Origin of the sequence: Cnuibacter physcomitrellae, assembly GCF_014640535.1 — a bacterium.
Taxonomy (GTDB): domain Bacteria; phylum Actinomycetota; class Actinomycetes; order Actinomycetales; family Microbacteriaceae; genus Cnuibacter; species Cnuibacter physcomitrellae.
Genome location: NZ_BMHD01000002.1, coordinates 237,755 through 253,862, shown reverse-complemented (window position 1 = coordinate 253,862; position 16,108 = coordinate 237,755). Strand labels below are relative to the sequence as shown.

At 71.6% G+C, this 16,108-nt stretch carries 15 protein-coding genes; 10 read left to right on the top strand and 5 right to left on the bottom strand.

Going from position 1 to position 16,108, the window contains the following annotated elements; all coding sequences use genetic code 11:
- Positions 1 to 97: 97 nt before the first annotated feature.
- Positions 98 to 382 carry a type II toxin-antitoxin system Phd/YefM family antitoxin gene (locus IEX69_RS18040; protein WP_217348677.1) on the top strand — a complete coding sequence of 95 codons (285 nt, stop codon included), beginning with the start codon at positions 98 to 100 and terminating at the stop codon, positions 380 to 382.
- The gene (locus IEX69_RS18035; RefSeq protein ID WP_085018918.1) at positions 382 to 645 is read left to right on the top strand and encodes a type II toxin-antitoxin system RelE family toxin; all 264 of its coding nucleotides are present in this window, start codon (positions 382 to 384) and stop codon (positions 643 to 645) included. The genes IEX69_RS18040 and IEX69_RS18035 overlap by 1 nt, the downstream gene beginning before the upstream one ends.
- Positions 646 to 688: 43 nt before the next feature.
- Here the strand turns inward: IEX69_RS18035 and IEX69_RS18030 are convergent, their stop codons facing one another.
- Positions 689 to 2,158 (bottom strand): helix-turn-helix transcriptional regulator, encoded by a 1,470-nt coding sequence (locus tag IEX69_RS18030; RefSeq protein ID WP_085018919.1) that lies wholly within the window; start codon positions 2,156 to 2,158, stop codon positions 689 to 691.
- Between the two features lie 163 nt (positions 2,159 to 2,321).
- Here IEX69_RS18030 and aceA point away from each other — a divergent pair, with 163 nt between their 5' ends.
- Positions 2,322 to 3,608: an isocitrate lyase gene (gene aceA / locus IEX69_RS18025; RefSeq protein ID WP_085018920.1), complete on the top strand. Its 1,287-nt coding sequence runs from the start codon at positions 2,322 to 2,324 to the stop codon at positions 3,606 to 3,608.
- A 22-nt stretch (positions 3,609 to 3,630) separates the two neighbouring features.
- A complete protein-coding gene (aceB, locus tag IEX69_RS18020; protein WP_229756453.1) occupies positions 3,631 to 5,280 on the top strand; it encodes a malate synthase A in 1,650 nt (549 codons plus the stop codon).
- A 61-nt stretch (positions 5,281 to 5,341) separates the two neighbouring features.
- Here the strand turns inward: aceB and IEX69_RS18015 are convergent, their stop codons facing one another.
- Positions 5,342 to 6,106, bottom strand: coding sequence for a sulfite exporter TauE/SafE family protein (locus IEX69_RS18015; protein ID WP_217348678.1), 765 nt, complete (start codon positions 6,104 to 6,106; stop codon positions 5,342 to 5,344).
- 73 nt (positions 6,107 to 6,179) lie between these two features.
- Between IEX69_RS18015 and IEX69_RS18010 the strand changes: the two genes are divergently transcribed.
- Positions 6,180 to 7,778: a cation:proton antiporter gene (locus IEX69_RS18010; protein WP_229756452.1), complete on the top strand. Its 1,599-nt coding sequence runs from the start codon at positions 6,180 to 6,182 to the stop codon at positions 7,776 to 7,778.
- A gap of 22 nt (positions 7,779 to 7,800) precedes the next feature.
- Here IEX69_RS18010 and IEX69_RS18005 read toward each other — a convergent pair whose 3' ends face one another.
- Complete coding sequence (locus IEX69_RS18005) at positions 7,801 to 8,565, bottom strand: HAD-IIB family hydrolase (protein WP_085018924.1); 765 nt, start codon at positions 8,563 to 8,565, stop codon at positions 7,801 to 7,803.
- 89 nt (positions 8,566 to 8,654) lie between these two features.
- Positions 8,655 to 10,199, bottom strand: a complete 1,545-nt coding sequence (locus IEX69_RS18000; protein WP_085018925.1) for a carboxylesterase/lipase family protein — start codon at positions 10,197 to 10,199, stop codon at positions 8,655 to 8,657.
- Between the two features lie 65 nt (positions 10,200 to 10,264).
- On the opposite strand from IEX69_RS18000, the gene IEX69_RS17995 reads away from it, so the two are divergent.
- From IEX69_RS17995 to IEX69_RS17980, 4 genes are all read left to right on the top strand, one after another.
- Positions 10,265 to 11,788 (top strand): DUF7059 domain-containing protein, encoded by a 1,524-nt coding sequence (locus IEX69_RS17995; RefSeq protein ID WP_085018926.1) that lies wholly within the window; start codon positions 10,265 to 10,267, stop codon positions 11,786 to 11,788.
- A gap of 20 nt (positions 11,789 to 11,808) precedes the next feature.
- Positions 11,809 to 13,050 (top strand): FAD-dependent monooxygenase, encoded by a 1,242-nt coding sequence (locus IEX69_RS17990; protein WP_174604413.1) that lies wholly within the window; start codon positions 11,809 to 11,811, stop codon positions 13,048 to 13,050.
- A 108-nt stretch (positions 13,051 to 13,158) separates the two neighbouring features.
- Positions 13,159 to 13,929, top strand: a complete 771-nt coding sequence (locus tag IEX69_RS17985; protein WP_085018928.1) for a hypothetical protein — start codon at positions 13,159 to 13,161, stop codon at positions 13,927 to 13,929.
- Positions 13,930 to 14,001: 72 nt separating this feature from the next.
- Positions 14,002 to 14,205, top strand: a complete 204-nt coding sequence (locus IEX69_RS17980) for a hypothetical protein (protein WP_085018929.1) — start codon at positions 14,002 to 14,004, stop codon at positions 14,203 to 14,205.
- A 26-nt stretch (positions 14,206 to 14,231) separates the two neighbouring features.
- Here the strand turns inward: IEX69_RS17980 and IEX69_RS17975 are convergent, their stop codons facing one another.
- A complete protein-coding gene (locus tag IEX69_RS17975) occupies positions 14,232 to 14,384 on the bottom strand; it encodes a hypothetical protein (RefSeq protein ID WP_157127112.1) in 153 nt (50 codons plus the stop codon).
- A 32-nt stretch (positions 14,385 to 14,416) separates the two neighbouring features.
- On the opposite strand from IEX69_RS17975, the gene IEX69_RS17970 reads away from it, so the two are divergent.
- The gene (locus tag IEX69_RS17970) at positions 14,417 to 16,108 is read left to right on the top strand and encodes an AMP-binding protein (RefSeq protein ID WP_085018930.1); all 1,692 of its coding nucleotides are present in this window, start codon (positions 14,417 to 14,419) and stop codon (positions 16,106 to 16,108) included.

Below are 16,108 nucleotides of genomic sequence, written 5' to 3'. Positions count from 1 at the left end.
TACTCACCCCGCCCCCGCCCGCCACCCCTTGACGCTGCGAGTCCTCGCAGGCCTGCCCGGCGCGGACACCATCCGTCACTACGCTAGAATCCTGTACATGACGACGCTCTCGCTCGCGGACGCCCGCGCCGGCTTCTCTCGCCTCATCGAGTCGGCGAACTCCACGCACGAGCGGTTCGAGGTCACGAGGAACGGGCGCCGCATGGCGATCCTGCTGAGCGCGGACGATTACGACGGTCTCCTCGAGACCATCGACGTCCTGAGCGATCAGCCCGGAGTGCAGGCGCTCCACGTCGCGCTCGAGGAGCTGCAGGTGGGTGACGTGCACTCGGTCGACGACGTCCGGGAGGCGATGGCGCACCGCCGAACCGCATCCGAGTGATGTACGAGGTCGTGTTCACCCGCTCGGCGAAGCGGGCGCTCGCCGAGTCGCTGCCCGAGTCGGTCGCAGCAGCCGCGTTCGAGTTCATCGTCGGTCCGCTCGCGGAGAACCCCCGACGTGTCGGGAAGCGACTGCGGGAGCCGCTCGCGCCGATGTACTCGGCACGACGCGGCGAGTATCGGGTGATCTATCTGATCGACGACGATCGCGTCGTGGTTCAGATCGTCACCGTGTCGCACCGCCGCGACGTCTACCGCAGCTGATCTCCGACGCCCGAGCGACGAGAGGGCCTGCCCGGCGGGCGCCTCAGTCGGCGGGGGAGTGGCGGGTGAGGAAGTCGTAGAGCTCCGTGGTGTCGACGCCGGGGAAGGCGCCCGTGGGCATCGCGGCGTGGAGGGAGGAGTTCAGGCGCGGGGTGGGGAAGGAGCGGCCGGCCCAGCGGCTCGACACCTCCGCGGGAGGGCGGCGGCAGCACGACTCGTCGGGGCAGCGCGAGGTGAACCGCGTGGTGGTGTCCCGGCCGCGGAACCACTTCGCGTGCGCGAAGGAGGTGCCGACGCTGACGCTGAACTCGCCGCGCGACGACGTCTGGATCCGCGACGTGCACCAGTACGTGCCGGTCGGCTTGTCGGTGTACTGGTGGTACGGGCTGAAGCGGTCGGCCACGTCGAACACCTGCCGCGCGCTCCAGTAGCGGCAGACCGTCTGCCCCTCGACGGCGCCGAGCGCATCCGTCGGGAAGAGCACGCTGTCGTTCTCGTAGGCCTTCGAGATGGTGCCCTCGGAGTCGACCTTGAGGAAGTGGACGGGGATGCCGAGGTGCTCGGTCGCGAGGTTCGTGAACCGATGCGCCGCGGTCTCGTAGTTCACGCCGAAGGCGTCGCGGAGATCCTCCACCGACAGCTCGCGCGCCTCCTTGGCGGCGACGAGGAGGGGCACCGCGCCCGCGGCGGGGACGAGGAGGGCCGCGGCGAGGTAGTTCGTCTCCACTCGCTGCTCGAGGAACTCCGCGTAGCTCTGCGGCACCCCGTGCCCCAGGACGTGACCGGCCAGCGCCTGCAGCACGACCGAGCGCGGGTCCGCATCCGGTCGCTGACTGAGCGGGACGTAGATGCGGCCGTGCTCGAGATCGCGCACGGAGCGCACCGACGACGGCAGGTCGGGCACGTAGTGCAGGCTGAACCCGAGGTGCGCGGCGAGCTCCGACACGAGCCGCTGCGACAGCGGTCCGGTCGTGTGCCCGACCGCGTCGAGCAGCTCGCGCGCGGCCGCCTCGAGCTCCGGGAAGTGGTTGTGCCGCAGCCTCATCGCGCCGCGCAGCTGGGTGTTCGCGCGGCGGGCCTCCTCCGGGGTCGCGGCGCGTTCGGTGTGGATCCGCTCGAGCTCGGAGTGGAGGCCGAGGATGGTCTCGATCGCCTCGTCCGAGAGCGACCGCCGCACGGGCAGGGGCGGCAGCCCGAGGCTCGCGAACAGGGGGCCCCGCTGCACGCGCTCGAGCGCGATCTCGAGCGCGGCCCGGCGTGACGGCGGGCTGGCGTCGAGGAGATCGTCGAGGGTGACGTCGAGCGCGGTCGCGAAGCGCTGCAGCTCGCCCAGCCGCAGCTCGCGCTTGCCGTTCTCGACTACCGACACCTGCGAGGCGGCTCGCCCGATCGCGACGCCGAGGTCGTCGAGGGTGAGTCCGCGCTCGGTGCGCAGCTGGCGGATGCGGCGGCCGATGGTGAGCGAGTCGGGCATGACTCCATCGTCGGATGCGGTCAGCGACGTCAGCGTCATGCACCGACCCTGACATACGGCCCTTCTTCCGACAAGCAGAAGAACACGTGAATTTCTGCCGATGAATCCGTCCAGTCGTCCTCGTCCGGCCCCGATAGTCGAACTCACGCAGCATTTCGACCCGCTGCGGAGTCACACACCGCACAGCACGAAGGAGCACACCATGACCAGGCCGGGTGACCAGACGCAGACCGCCGCCGAGCTCGAGAGCTCGTGGAAGACCGAGGCCCGGTGGGACGGGGTCGAGCGGGACTACTCCGCGGAGGACGTGGTCGCCCTCCGCGGACGGGTCGGCGAGGAGCACACGCTCGCTCGACGCGGAGCCGAGCGCCTGTGGGAGCTGCTGAACACCGAGGAGTGGGTGCCCGCGCTCGGCGCGCTCACCGGCAACCAGGCCGTGCAGCAGGTGCGCGCGGGCCTCAAGGCCATCTACCTCTCGGGATGGCAGGTCGCCGCCGATGCGAACCTCTCGGGTCAGACCTACCCCGACCAGAGCCTCTACCCGGCGAACTCGGTGCCGAACGTGGTCCGCCGCATCAACAACGCGCTCCTCCGCGCCGACCAGATCGAGGCCGCGGAGGGACTGCCCGAGAGGGACTGGCTCGCACCCATCGTGGCGGATGCGGAGGCCGGATTCGGCGGGCCGCTCAACGCCTACGAGCTCATGAGCAGCATGATCGCGGCCGGCGCGGCGGGGGTGCACTGGGAGGACCAGCTCGCCAGCGAGAAGAAGTGCGGGCACATGGGCGGCAAGGTCCTCGTCCCCACGAGCCAGCACATCCGCACCCTGAACGCGGCTCGCCTCGCCGCCGACGTCGCGGGCGTGCCCACCGTGATCATCGCGCGCACCGACTCGCTGGCCGCGAACCTGCTCACGAGCGACGTCGACGAGCGCGATCGGCCCTTCCTCACCGGCGGGCGCACGGCGGAGGGCTTCTACGAGACCCGACCCGGCATCGAGACGGTGCTGGCGAGGGGCCACGCCTACGCGCCCTATGCCGACCTGCTCTGGGTGGAGTCGGCCGAGCCCGATCTCGAGCTCGCGCGCACCTTCGCCGAGAGCATCCACCGCGAGTTCCCGGGCAAGAGGCTCGCGTACAACTGCTCGCCGTCGTTCAACTGGAAGCGTCACCTCGACGACGACACCATCGCCCGCTTCCAGCGCGAGCTGGCGAGCATGGGCTACGCCTTCCAGTTCATCACCCTGGCGGGCTTCCACGCCCTCAACCACTCCATGTACACGCTCGCCCGCGACTACTCCCAGCGGCACATGAGCGCCTACGTCGAGCTGCAGGAGGCCGAGTTCGCCTCCGAGGCCGACGGATACACCGCGACCAAGCATCAGCGGGAAGTCGGCACCGGCTACTTCGACCGGATCGCCACGGCCTTGAACCCGACCAGCGCGACCCTGGCGCTGGTGGGTTCGACCGAGTCCGAGCAGTTCCACTGATCCCACGATGAAGGACACGACCATGACCGCACACACCAGGATGACGGTGCTCGGCGAGACCGACGAGCGCTACGACGAGATCCTCACCCCTGCCGCGCTCGACTTCGTCGCGCGCCTCCACGACCAGTTCGCCGGCCGCCGGCACGAGCGGCTGCTCGAGCGGATGCGCGTCCGCAAGGCCATCGAGAACGGCCGGAACCTCCGCTTCCTCCCCGAGACCGCCTCGATCCGCGAGGACCGCAGCTGGCGTGTCGCGGGCGCCGGACCCGGGCTCGAGGACCGCCGGGTCGAGATCACCGGTCCGACCGACCGCAAGATGACCGTGAACGCGCTGAACTCCGGCGCCAAGGGGTGGCTCGCCGACCTCGAGGATGCGACCAGCCCCACCTGGCACAACATCATCGGCGGGCAGGTGAACCTCTACGACGCCATCCGCGGCCAGGTCGACTTCACCACGCCCGAGGGCAAGGAGTACCGGGTGGGCTTCGAGACCCCGACGATCATCCTGCGTCCGCGCGGGTGGCACCTGGTGGAGAAGCACCTCTCCTACACCGACCGGGCGGGGTCCACGAAGCCGGCGTCAGGGTCGCTCGTGGACTTCGGGCTCTACTTCTTCCACAACGCCCAGGCGCTGATCGAGTCGGGACGGGGGCCGTACTTCTACCTGCCGAAGATCGAGAACCACCTCGAGGCCAGGCTCTGGGACGACGTCTTCACGTTCTCCGAGAACGCGCTCGGTCTGGACCGCGGGACGATCCGCGCCACGGTGCTGATCGAGACCATCACGGCGGCGTTCGAGATGGAGGAGATCCTCTACGAGCTCCGCGACCACTGCGCGGGCCTGAACGCCGGTCGGTGGGACTACATCTTCAGCCTCATCAAGACCTACCGCGACCGCGGGCCGGCGTTCGTGCTCCCGGATCGCGACCGCATCACGATGACGGTGCCGTTCATGCGCGCGTACACCGAGCTCCTGGTCGCGACCTGCCACCGTCGGGGAGCGCACGCCATCGGCGGGATGAGCGCGTTCATCCCGAACCGGCGTGACCCGGAGGCCACACGCCGCGCACTCGCGAAGGTGTCCGACGACAAGCACCGCGAGGCGACCGACGGCTTCGACGGGTCGTGGGTCGCGCATCCGGACCTCGTCGAGGTCGCGATGGCCGAGTTCGACGCCGTCCTCGGCGAGCGTCCGAACCAGGTGGAGCGTCAGCGCACGGACGTCTGGGTCACCGCCGGCGACCTCCTCGACCTGTCGTCGATCGATCACGAGGTGACGGATGCGGGGGTCAGGGCGAACGTGTCGGTCGCGCTCCGCTACGTGGAGAGCTGGTTGCGCGGCACAGGCGCCGCCGCCATCGACGGTCTCATGGAGGATGCGGCGACCGCGGAGATCTCCCGTTCGCAGCTGTGGCAGTGGATCCACCACCGCATCCGCACCACGGAGGGCACGCGGATCACGCGCGACCTGGTCTCGGTGCTGATCGACCAGCAGCTCGCCACGACGCCGAGGACGGACGAGGACCGCTTCGACGACGCCGCCGCGATCGTGCGCATGGTCGCGCTCGAGGACGAGTTCCCGACGTTCCTCACCATCCCCGCCTACGCCCACTACCTCGTCGACACCCCCTCCGACGAGGCGGCCGGGGTTCCGCAGGAGGTCGCCGCGTGAGACCGGGCCGCCGCGACGGGCTCTCGGGCTCGCCGCGGCGGCCTGCGTCGCGTCGCCCGGCTCAGGCGGCCGCGACGCGGAGCGCGGAGACCAGCAGGAAGGCCGCCAGCGCGAACCCGCAGAGGGCGATCAGTCGGCGCAGCAGCGACGCCGGCACCCGGCGCGCGATAGACGGTCCGATGAGGCCGCCGGCGAGCGCGCCGAGGCCCAGCGGCCACACGGCGTGCCAGACGACCGTCCCGGTCAGGGCGAAGAGGACCGCCGGCGCGACGTCGGCGATGACCAGGATGACGTTCTTCAGGGAGTTGGCGCGGTGGAGCACCGACTCGGTGGTGGCCAGCAGCAGCGCGATCACCAGGATCCCCGAGTCCGCGCCGAAGTAGCCGTTGTAGAAGGCGACCGCGGCCCCCAGGATGCCGACCACGCCCGGCGGCAGCGGGCGTCCGCCACGGGACCGTTCGAGCCGCGGCTGCAGGAGCAGGGCCGCGGAACCGGCCGCGACCAGGAAGGGCACCAGCAGGTCGAAGACCCGGCCGGGCGTCACCACGAGCACCACGGCGCCGACCAGCGACGCGAGGGCGAACCCGGGCAGCCACCGCCGCAGGGTGCCGCCGTGACCCGAGAGGTCGGGGCCGGCCCGCAGGGCGGATCCGGCGCCGCTGCCGAGGAGGGCGACCGAGCTCGTCACGTTCGCGGCCAGCGGCGGGATGCCGATCGCGAGCAGCGCCGGGTAGGACACGAGCGACGTGATCCCGCCGGCCGTGCCGACGATGCCGGCCACCGCACCGGCGGTGACGAGGTAGGCGATCGTGAGCACGTCGGGCACAGCATCACCCTTCCAGATGCGCGGTCGAGGCGCCCGTTCTCGTCGAGGGCGGGGGACCGTCAGAATGGCGGGTATGGATCCCGTCACGATCATCATCTGGGTGGTGTCGTTCGTCGTCGTCACCGTGGCCGTCACGGGGCTCTCCGGTCGCGTCGGCTGGTCTGCGCCCGTCGCGCTGGTCGTGGTGGGGGCGGCGGTGTCGTTCATCCCCGGCGTCCCGCAGCTGGCGGTGCAGCCCGACCTGATCCTCTACGGCATCCTGCCGCCGCTGCTCTACGCGGCCGCGATCCGCACCTCGTTCACCGACGTCCGCGCTCGCCGCGACGGCATCCTCCTGCTCTCGGTCGGGCTCGTGGCCTTCACCGTCGTCGCGGTGGGGCTCACGGCGTGGATCGCGGTGCCGATGATCACGCTCTCGGCCGCGTTCGCGTTCGGTGCGGTCGTGGCGCCGACGGATGCGGTCGCCGTCACCGCGATCGCCGGTCGGGTGAACCTGCCGCGCCGGCTGGTGACGGTGCTCGAGGGGGAGAGCCTCCTCAACGACGCGACCGCGCTGGTGGCGCTCAACGCGGCGATCGCGGCCATCATCAGCACCGCGAGCGGGGGACCGGGCACGGTCACGCCGGGGGACGTCATCCTCGAGTTCGCGATCGCCGTGATCGTGGGCGTGGGGATGGGGCTCGTCGTCGGGTTCGTCGTGGGCTTCATCCGGCGGCGCCTCCACTCCGCCGTGCTCGACGCCTCGCTCTCGCTGGTCGTGCCCTACGTCGCCTTCATCCCGGCTCAGGAGCTGCACGGATCGGGTGTGCTCGCGGTCGTCGTCGCCGGGCTCTACCTCGGGTTCCGGTCACCCGTCATCCAGACCGCGCAGGCCCGCATCGCGGAGGCGCTGAACTGGCGCACCATCCAGTACCTCCTCGAGAACGCCGTCTTCCTGTTCATCGGGTTGAGCGTGGCGTCCATCCTCGGCAGCGCGGTGGAGATCGGGATCGGCTTCTGGGACGTGGTGCTCATCAGCGTGGTGCTGCTGTTCGCCGTGTTCGCCTCCCGGTTCGTGTGGATGATGCTCACCACGTCGATCTACCGGTTCGGCCCCGCTCGGCTGCGAGAGCGCGGCTGGAGCTACCGCACCGGGGTCGCGGTCTCGTTCGCGGGCATCCGAGGCGTGGTGACGCTCGCCGCGGTCTTCCTGCTCCCGGACCAGACGCCGGGGAGGGCGCTGCTGCAGCTCCTCGCCCTGGTGGTCGTGGTGGGCACGCTCGTGCAGGGCGCGTTCCTGCCGCTCGTCATCCGGCGACTGCGCCTGCCGGCGCCGGACTACTCGCAGGAGACGACCGAGAAGCACATGCTGCTGGCGGAGGCCCAGACGGCGGGCCTCCGCCAGCTCGAGGAGCAGCTGGACGACTCGGTCGACCAGCGGGTCGTCGACCGGCTCCGGGCCAACGCGCAGTTCCTCTCGGACGCGCTCGACAACCCGGCGCCCGAGGAGGCCGAGCCGTTGCCGCGCTCCTACAACCGGCTCCGCCGCGACATGATCGCCGCCGAGCGGGAGGCCATCCTCCAGGCGCGCAAGGAGGGCCGCTACCAGGAGCGCGCGGTGCGCGCGGCACTCGCCCGGATCGACGTCGAGGAGACGGAGCTCGACGTCGGACGGCCCCGCCCCACGGAGTGATCCCGGGGAAGGCCGGGGAGGCTCAGGCGCCGGCGCGCTCGGCGAGGAAGCCCTCGACGAACTCGGCGGTGTCGGTCCAGCCCTCGACCGCGACGGTGCGGACGCCCAGGCGCTTGACGGGGTAGTCGTTGCCGCCCTCGTCGAGGCGGTCGCCGACGAAGAGCATGTCGTCGAGCGGGATCCCGGTCAGCTCGGCGAGCTTCGACATCCCGTAGGCCTTGTCGATGCCCTGGCGCGTGATGTCGACCGACGTGGAGCCTCCCGAGCGCACCTCGAGATCCGGCAGGAGGGGCGCGACGGCCGCGCGGAGGCTCTCCTTCTTCTCGCCGGTGGGGTCCCAGGCGACCTTCTCCTCGATCGGCGCCGACTGGCCGAGCGCGGAGAAGGTGATCTGCGACCCGCGGTCCTCGAGGATCGGGCCCCACGACCTCTCCGCCCAGAGGCCCAGGCGCTTCGCCTCCTCCTCCACCGCGGTCATCGCGCGCTGCTTCTGGTCGTCGGTGAGGTTCTCCGCGTAGACCTGCTGCCATCCGCCGTCGCGGAAGCGGTAGTACTGAGTGCCGCAGGTCGGCATGAGGTGGAGACGCTCCAGCAGCTCGGCGGGGGCATCCGGGAGGTTCGCGACGAGCTGGCTCGAAAACTGCGCGAACTGGCCGCCCGAGATGACGCACACCTCGACCTCGCGGAGCAGCTCGAGCAGGAGCGCGGCCATGCGGGGATCGATCGGGGTCTTCGACGGGGCGAGGGTGTCGTCGAGGTCGAAGGCGACGAGACGGTCGGTGGGCACGGCGTGTCCTCTCAGCTGACGGATGGGGTTCACCGGCGCGCGGGCGCGGATCGCGCCACTCGGTGTCGGTCGATTGTCGCAGATGCGGTTCAGGAGAACCCGATGACCTCGTCGCCCCAGGCGCTGCGCACCTCGGCGTCGGGGTCGTCCACCACGGTCTCGCCCCGATCGAAGATCAGGGTGCTGCGTGTGCTCTCGTCGTAGAGAGGCCACTCCGGGGCGCCCTCGCCGGCGCTCGGCGTGCCGGAGGAGGCGAAGGCCGTCCAGCGATGTCGGATCGACTCCGACAGCCGGTGGGCCTCCTTGCGGCCTCCGAGACGGAACGTCGGGTCCTTCGGGGCGACCTCGAAGTTGCCCCAGACGTAGGCGAGCTCCGCACCGTGCGTGGCGCCGATCCCGAGCAGCTTCAGCATCGGGGTGGCGTGATCGAACCGGTACATCCGCGTGGGGGCCACCCGGGAGTGCGCCGTGGCGAGCCAGATCGACGGCATCCTGAAGCCGGCGTCGCGCGAGAGCTCCGACGGCGTGCGGCGTCGGGGATAGTGCGGGTAGGCGCCTTCGATGCGCTCTGCGGCATCACCCAGGTCGGGCTGCTCGGCCGCGAGCTCCTCGAACATCGCCGCCACGGACGCCTCGGTGACGGGCATGAGCGGCGACTTCATCAGCTTGAACAGGGACGCCTCGTCGCGGTTGGTGCCGATGATGAGCGGCACCGGTAGCTGCGTGCCCGCGCTGTAGGCCTCGATCGGATGCACCGGCACGATGTCGCCGTCGACCACCGGAGCGAGAGCGAGCGTGCCGGGGACGTCCCTCGCGACGTCGCCGATGAGGGCGAACGCGGCGTCGGCGAGCGACTCGGCGGCCCGCTCGCGGAGGAGCTCCGGTCGGTCGGCGTCGATCCCGACGACGTCGAGGAAGCGGCGGGCGACCCTCGCCGCGCGCTCGGCGGAGTACACGCTCGTGGCGGGCGAGCTCTGCGCGATGGCGCGGTGGAACAGGCCCGCGGCCGCGGGCGAGGTCAGGAGCGTCGTGACGCATCCGCCACCGGCCGACTCGCCGAAGAGGGTGACATCGCCGGGGTCACCCCCGAACGCCGCGATCTCGTCCTGCACCCAGCGGAGCGCGGCGAGCTGGTCACGCAGGCCCGGGTTGCTGTCGAAGGTCGCGGCGCCCGACGAGAGCGACGAGAGGTCGAGGAAGCCGAGGGCTCCCAGCCGGTAGTTGACGGTGACGACCACGACCCCCTCGGCGACGAGATGGGCGGGATCGTAGAGCGCCTGGGCGCTCGATCCGGCGAAGTACGCGCCGCCGTGAATCCAGACCATCACGGGCAGTGGCCCGTCGTGCTCGGCCGGCGCGGTCACGTTGAGGGTGAGGCAGTCCTCCGACATCGACACGTCGGCAGGAAGCCGGACCGCCGGGCTCTTCGATTGCACGGAGGCGTGTCCGAACGCGACCGCGTCCCTCACGCCCGACCAGGGCTCGACCGGACGGGGGGCGAGGAAGCGCAGGGCTCCGACGGGAGGCGCCGCGTACGGGATGCCCCGCCAGGACCGCACGGTGCCGTCGGTGATGCCGCGCAGGGCGCCGCTCGAGGTCTCGACGACCAGCGCGTCGGGCGAGAGGGTCGTCATGGTCCCTCACTGTAGCGACGCCCGACGGGCGCGCAGAAGAGCATCGGGGGCGATTGAATGGGGGGATGACCGCAGACACGCTCGCCCGTCTCCGCGAGGACCTCACCGTCGCCGGCTTCCAGGTCGGGGCGGTCGACGCGCTGTGGGGGAGCGCCGCCGCGGAGGCGCTCTTCCGCGGACGCCTCCTCCCGGCCCGCCGGGCCATCGACAGGCTCCGCGAGAGCGACGCGCTCACGCCCGCGGGCATCCTGGCCGACCTCTTCGTGCTCGGGCGGTCAGTCTCGCGGGACGACGCCCACCGCGCGGCGCCGCGGACCGGGGTCGACGGGCTCGTCGACCTGGGGCTCGTGCGTGCCACCGAGGAGTCGGTGGTGCCCCTCGCGGATCTGCGCCCCTACGAGTTCACCGACGCCCTCGGGGCGGGTCAGTGGTGGATCCGCTCCGACCTGGGGGAGGCGGTGCTCGGCCGTCCCCTCGACGAGGACCATGTCCTGGGGATCGGCGGGGCCTCGACCACGCTCGCCGGGCTCGCCGTGCCCGGTGCGGTCGACTTCGTGCTCGACCTCGGCACCGGATGCGGGATCCAGGCGATGCACGCCGCGCGCCACGCCCGCCGGGTCGTGGCGACCGACATCTCCGCGCGGGCGCTGGAGATCGCGCGCTTCAACCTGGACCTCAACGGCATCGAGGGCGTGGAGCTGCGGCACGGCAGCCTCTACGACCCGGTGGCGGGCGAGAGGTTCGACCGGATCGTGTCCAACCCGCCGTTCGTGATCACCCCGCGGACGGAGGGGGTGCCCCGGTACGAGTACCGCGATGGCGGCCGGGTCGGCGACGCGCTGGTGCGAGCGGTGATCCAGGGCGCCGCCGAGCATCTCGCGCCGGGCGGCATCGCCCAGCTGCTCGGCAACTGGGAGTACCGCGCCGACGAGGACGGGCTCGACCGGGTGCGCTCCTGGATCGAGCCCCTCTCCCTCGACGCCTGGGTCGTCGAGCGGGAGCGGCAGGACGCCGCGACGTACTCCGAGACGTGGATCCGAGACGGGGGCACGCTGCCCGGCACGGCGGCGTTCGACCGCCTCTACGGCGCCTGGCTCGACGACTTCGCCGACCGCGGCGTGCAGTCGGTGGGACTGGGCTACGTGCTCCTCCGCCGGCCCGTCGGCGAGCCGACGCTGGCGCGGTACGAGCGCCTGCCCGACGGTGGGGGAGCGTCGCGGGTGGGGCTCGGCGAGCACCTCTCCGCCTGCCTCATCGGCCACGACTGGTCGGCCGCCCGGGACGACGAGGGCGTGCTGGCGGCGCGCCTCGCCTACGCCTCCGACATCACCGAGGAGCGCCACTACTGGCCGGGCAGCGACGACCCCGTCGTCATGACGCTGGTGCAGGGCGGCGGCTTCGCCCGTCGGATCGACCTCACCACCGAGCTGGCCGGGCTCGTCGGGGCCAGCGACGGCGACCTCGCCCTCGGGGCCATCGTCGCGGCGCTCGCGGAGGTGCTCGACGTGCCCGAGCCGGCGATCCGCGACTCGGTGCTGCCCCGGGTGCGCGAGCTCCTCGACGACGGCATGCTCGTGCCCGTCGGCTGAGGGTCCGTAGCATGGAGGGCATGGCGACTCGGGTGCACGAGACCGATGTCTGCATCGTCGGCGGCGGACCGTCCGGGATGCTGCTCGGACTGCTGCTCGCCCGCGCGGGCGTCCGGGTCGAGGTCGTCGAGCGTCGCGAGAGCCCCCTCGAGGAACGAGGCGCCGACCTGCTCGGGGCCTCGACGCTCGAGGCCCTGGAGCAGCTCCTCGGTGCGGACGGGATGCGCGCCCTGCCGCGGACGGCGGTCTCCACCGTGGACCTCGTGGTCGACGGCATCCGACTGCACCTCGACGGCCCCCATCCCGCCGATGCCGAGGGACCGGTCGCCGTGCCGCGACGGGACCTGCTGGGCGCGCTCACGAGGGCGGCGGGCGCGGTGCCCACGCTGTCGCTGCGATCCGGAACGGTCGCGACGGGCCTGCGGCGGGCGGGCGAGGCCATCACGGGGGTGACGGCTCGAGATCACCGGGGCGACCTCGAGATCCGCGCCCGCTTGACCATCGGCGCCGACGGGCGGGGCTCCCTCGTCCGTGCGGCGGCAGGACTCGTCCTCACGCCGATCGCGGGGCCGGTCGACGTGGTGTGGGTGCGCGTTCCGGCGCGGCAGCACGTCTTCACGCCGGCACACGTCGGAGAGCACCGGATCGTGGTGGGCGCCGTCGACGACGGCTCGGCTCGGCTCGGTCTGCTCCTGGACACGGGCGGCGCGGCGCGACTCCGGGCCGCCGGCCTCGAGGCCGCGGTCGCCGCGATACGCGCGGCCGTCCCGTCCGCGTCGGCGGCCCTCGGGTCGATCGGGAGCTGGAGCGAGCTCACGGCCGAGACGATCGACGTGTCGCGGCTGGAGGAGTGGCATCGGCCTGGCCTGCTGGTGATCGGCGAGGCCGCGCATCCGATGTCGCCGCTCGGCGGGGTGGGGACCGACCTGGCCGTGCAGGACGCCGTGGTGGCGGCCAACCGCCTCGCGGGACCGCTGCTCGACGGGCTACCGCTCGCCCGTGAGCTCGCCGCGGTGGGGCGGCGCCGCACGGCCGCAGCCGAGGCGGTCCAGTCGTTGCAGCTCACCTTCCACGCCGCGCTCGCCGGGCTCGCCTCGCGCCAGAGCCTCCACCGCCCGCCGACCCGGCTCGAACGAGCGGCGCTGCGGACGGTGCTGCCCGTGCTGCGCTCCCTCGTCCCCCGTCTGATGCGGCGGGGCGTCCGTGCGGAGCGCATCCTGGCGAGGGATGCGGGCACGGCTCGCGGGGTCATGCTCCGCTGAGGCACAGGACTCGCAGGGATGGCGCACAGGCAGCGCACAGCCGCCTTCAGCCCGCTCACACGCGAGCGGTCGAGGATGGGGTGACCGATCCACGAAGGAGCGATCACCATGGGATTCCTCGACCGTCTGCTGGGCCGCGAGGAGCAGCCTCGGGCCGCCTACACGCCGCCCGCGGGGTACGACCAGCCGGGGTATCAGCCTCAGACCGCACCGGCTCCCGGTGCGCAGACGCAGGGCGGGTCGGCCCCGGGTGGGTCAGCGCGCAGCGAGGACGAGATCGCGGTCGAGCGGTACCGCTACCTCCTGCGCACCGCGCCGCCCGAGACGATCGAGCAGGTGCACGAGGAGGCCTTCACGAAGCTCACCCCTGATCAGCGGGCGCTCCTGTTCCGCCAGCTGTCGGAGAACGCACCCGCCGGGGAGGCGCCGCGCGGCGACGACCCGCGATCGCTCGCCCAGGCTGCCACCCGATCGGAGCTGCGCCAGCCCGGGACGCTCGAGCGGACGATGGCGCCGCAGGGCGGCGGGGGCGGCATGGGCTTCGGCGGGATGTTCGCCAGCTCGCTGCTCGGGTCGGTCGCCGGCTACGTCATCGGGTCGGCGCTCGTCAGCGCCTTCCTGCCGAACCCGGCCGACATGCAGGCCGATCAGGGCTCCGCGGGGGATCAGACCGGCCAGGACGGCGGCGACCAGGGTACGGGCGACGACCAGGGCGCCGGAGCGGACCAGGCCGACGCGGGCGGGACGGACGCCGGTGCCGGCGACGTCAACGCCGATGCGGGCTGGGGCGGCGACGGCGGTTGGGGCGGTGACGGCGGAGGCGACTTCGGCGGCGGGGACTTCGGCGGCGGCGACTTCGGCGGGGGCTTCGACTTCTAGTCCCGAACGCTCGAACGCGGCTCTCGCCTCCTGCAGCACGACGGGAGCCCTTCCGACGGATAGGGTCGGATCATGAGTGATGACCTCCGCATCGTCGAGCACGAGCAGGACGGTGCGCTGACGTTCTACGTGGTGACCGACCTCAACCCGGACGACTTCCCGGACGCGCCCAACCTCGGGCCGTTCGACACGCGCGCCGAGGCTGAGGCCGCGGCGGCCGAGTGGGATCGAGAGATCGACGAGAACGTGGCCTCCGACGGGGCCGTCGAGGGCTAGCGCGCTCCGAGGGGCACGAGCGCCGCTCAGCTGCCCTGAAGGACCACGAGGAACGAGATCGCGCCGATGCTCAGCGCGACGAGTCCGATGATGACGACCCAGGCGAGCACGCGAGCGCGGCCGAGGCGACCGAGGAACCCCGACGGTCGATCGTCGAAGTCGTCGTCGTCGTTCTCCATGCCTCGACGATACCGGGTAGCGTGAGGGCGGGATGAACGACTACGAGAGCCGTCCGTGGCTGAAGAGCTACCCGGAGGCATTGGCCCCCACCATCGGCGACCTGACCAGCACCTCCGTCGGCGATCTCGTCGACCGGGCGAGCGAACGATACGGCGACAAGCCGGCCTTCTCGAACCTCGGTTCGACGCTGTCGTTCCGAGACGTCGCGGCGCTCTCGGACCGCTTCGCCGCCTACCTCGTCGGCGAGCTGGGCCTCGCGCCGGGTGAGCGCATCGTGCTGCAGATGCCGAACCTGCTGCAGTACCCGATCGCCATCTTCGGCGCCCTCAAGGCGGGGCTCGTCGTCGTCAACGCGAACCCGCTCTACTCGCCGGGCGAGATGAAGAAGGTGTTCGTCGACTCCGGCGCGGTGGCCGTGGTCGTGCTCGAGAACTTCGCCGACAAGCTCGAGAAGGTGCTGGCGGAGACCTCGCTGAAGCACGTCATCCTCACGAGCGTCGGCGACATGCTGCCGCCGGTCAAGCGGACCGTGGTCAACTTCGCCGTGAAGCGCATTCAGAGGCTGGTGCCGAAGCACGGGCTCACGCAGGTGACCCGGTTCACCGACGCCATGAAGGCCGGCCGCCGTCACGAGGGCGTCGCGATGCCCGAGGTGCGGCTCGACGACACGGCCCTGTTCCAGTACACCGGCGGCACCACGGGCGGCACGAAGTCGGCGGTGATCACGCACCGCAACCTGCTGTCGAACCAGGCGCAGATGCTAGCGCCGATGAGCCTGGTCCTCGACGAGGGCGGCGAGACCGTCCTGGCGGCGCTGCCGCTGTACCACATCTTCTGCTTCACGGTGAACTGCCTCACCTTCTTCGGCTACGGCCTCCACAACGTGCTGGTGACGAACCCCCGCGACACCAAGGGCCTCGTGAAGACGCTGGCGACCGACCGGCCGACGGTGCTCATCCTGGTGTCGACCCTGGCGCAGTCGCTCCTCGACAGCGGTGACTTCCGTCAGCTCACGTTCTCGCACGTGAAGCTCGTGGTGGCGGGCGGGATGGCTCTCCGCTCCAGCACGGCGGCGACGTGGAAGGGCGTGACGGGGACGTCGCTCTTCGAGGGCTACGGGCTCACCGAGGCGTCGCCGGTCGTGTCGGTGAACCCGGTGTGGGCCACTCCGCGTGTGGGCACCATCGGGCTGCCGCTGCCGTCGACCGACATCGAGATCCGCGACGAGCAGGGCTCGCCCGTGCCCCTGGGGGAGACGGGGGAGATGGCGGTCCGCGGCCCGCAGGTGATGCAGGGCTACTGGAAGCACCCCGACGACACCGCGGCCGTCCTCCAGGACGGCTGGCTGCTCACCGGCGACATCGCGACCATGAGCGACGACGGCTTCATCACGATCGTCGACCGCAAGAAGGACATGATCGTCGTCTCGGGCTTCAACGTCTACCCGTCGGAGCTCGAGGAGCTCGCCATGTCGCATCCGAAGGTGAAGGATGCGGGAGCCGTCGGCGTGCCTGACGAGCGCTCGGGGGAGACCCCGGTGCTGTTCGTCGTGAAGGAGGACCCCACGCTCACCGAGGACGAGCTGAAGGCCTTCCTCAAGTCGGAGCTGGCGGGGTACAAGCGCCCGCACCGGATCGTGTTCCGCGACGAGCTGCCCAAGTCGAACGTGGGGAAGGTGCTCCGCAAGGACCTCCGTGCCCTCCTCGAGGACGAGAAGGCCTGA

Excerpts from the sequence above, each read along its gene's own strand:
- IEX69_RS18040 (WP_217348677.1), top strand. The coding sequence starts at position 98 with ATGACGACGCTCTCGCTCGCGGACGCCCGCGCCGGCTTCTCTCGCCTC.
- IEX69_RS18035 (WP_085018918.1), top strand. The coding sequence starts at position 382 with ATGTACGAGGTCGTGTTCACCCGCTCGGCGAAGCGGGCGCTCGCCGAG.
- IEX69_RS18030 (WP_085018919.1), bottom strand. The coding sequence starts at position 2,158 with ATGACGCTGACGTCGCTGACCGCATCCGACGATGGAGTCATGCCCGAC.
- aceA (WP_085018920.1), top strand. The coding sequence starts at position 2,322 with ATGACCAGGCCGGGTGACCAGACGCAGACCGCCGCCGAGCTCGAGAGC.
- aceB (WP_229756453.1), top strand. The coding sequence starts at position 3,631 with ATGACCGCACACACCAGGATGACGGTGCTCGGCGAGACCGACGAGCGC.
- IEX69_RS18010 (WP_229756452.1), top strand. The coding sequence starts at position 6,180 with ATGGATCCCGTCACGATCATCATCTGGGTGGTGTCGTTCGTCGTCGTC.
- IEX69_RS18000 (WP_085018925.1), bottom strand. The coding sequence starts at position 10,199 with ATGACGACCCTCTCGCCCGACGCGCTGGTCGTCGAGACCTCGAGCGGC.
- IEX69_RS17995 (WP_085018926.1), top strand. The coding sequence starts at position 10,265 with ATGACCGCAGACACGCTCGCCCGTCTCCGCGAGGACCTCACCGTCGCC.
- IEX69_RS17990 (WP_174604413.1), top strand. The coding sequence starts at position 11,809 with ATGGCGACTCGGGTGCACGAGACCGATGTCTGCATCGTCGGCGGCGGA.
- IEX69_RS17985 (WP_085018928.1), top strand. The coding sequence starts at position 13,159 with ATGGGATTCCTCGACCGTCTGCTGGGCCGCGAGGAGCAGCCTCGGGCC.
- IEX69_RS17980 (WP_085018929.1), top strand. The coding sequence starts at position 14,002 with ATGAGTGATGACCTCCGCATCGTCGAGCACGAGCAGGACGGTGCGCTG.
- IEX69_RS17975 (WP_157127112.1), bottom strand. The coding sequence starts at position 14,384 with ATGGAGAACGACGACGACGACTTCGACGATCGACCGTCGGGGTTCCTC.
- IEX69_RS17970 (WP_085018930.1), top strand. The coding sequence starts at position 14,417 with ATGAACGACTACGAGAGCCGTCCGTGGCTGAAGAGCTACCCGGAGGCA.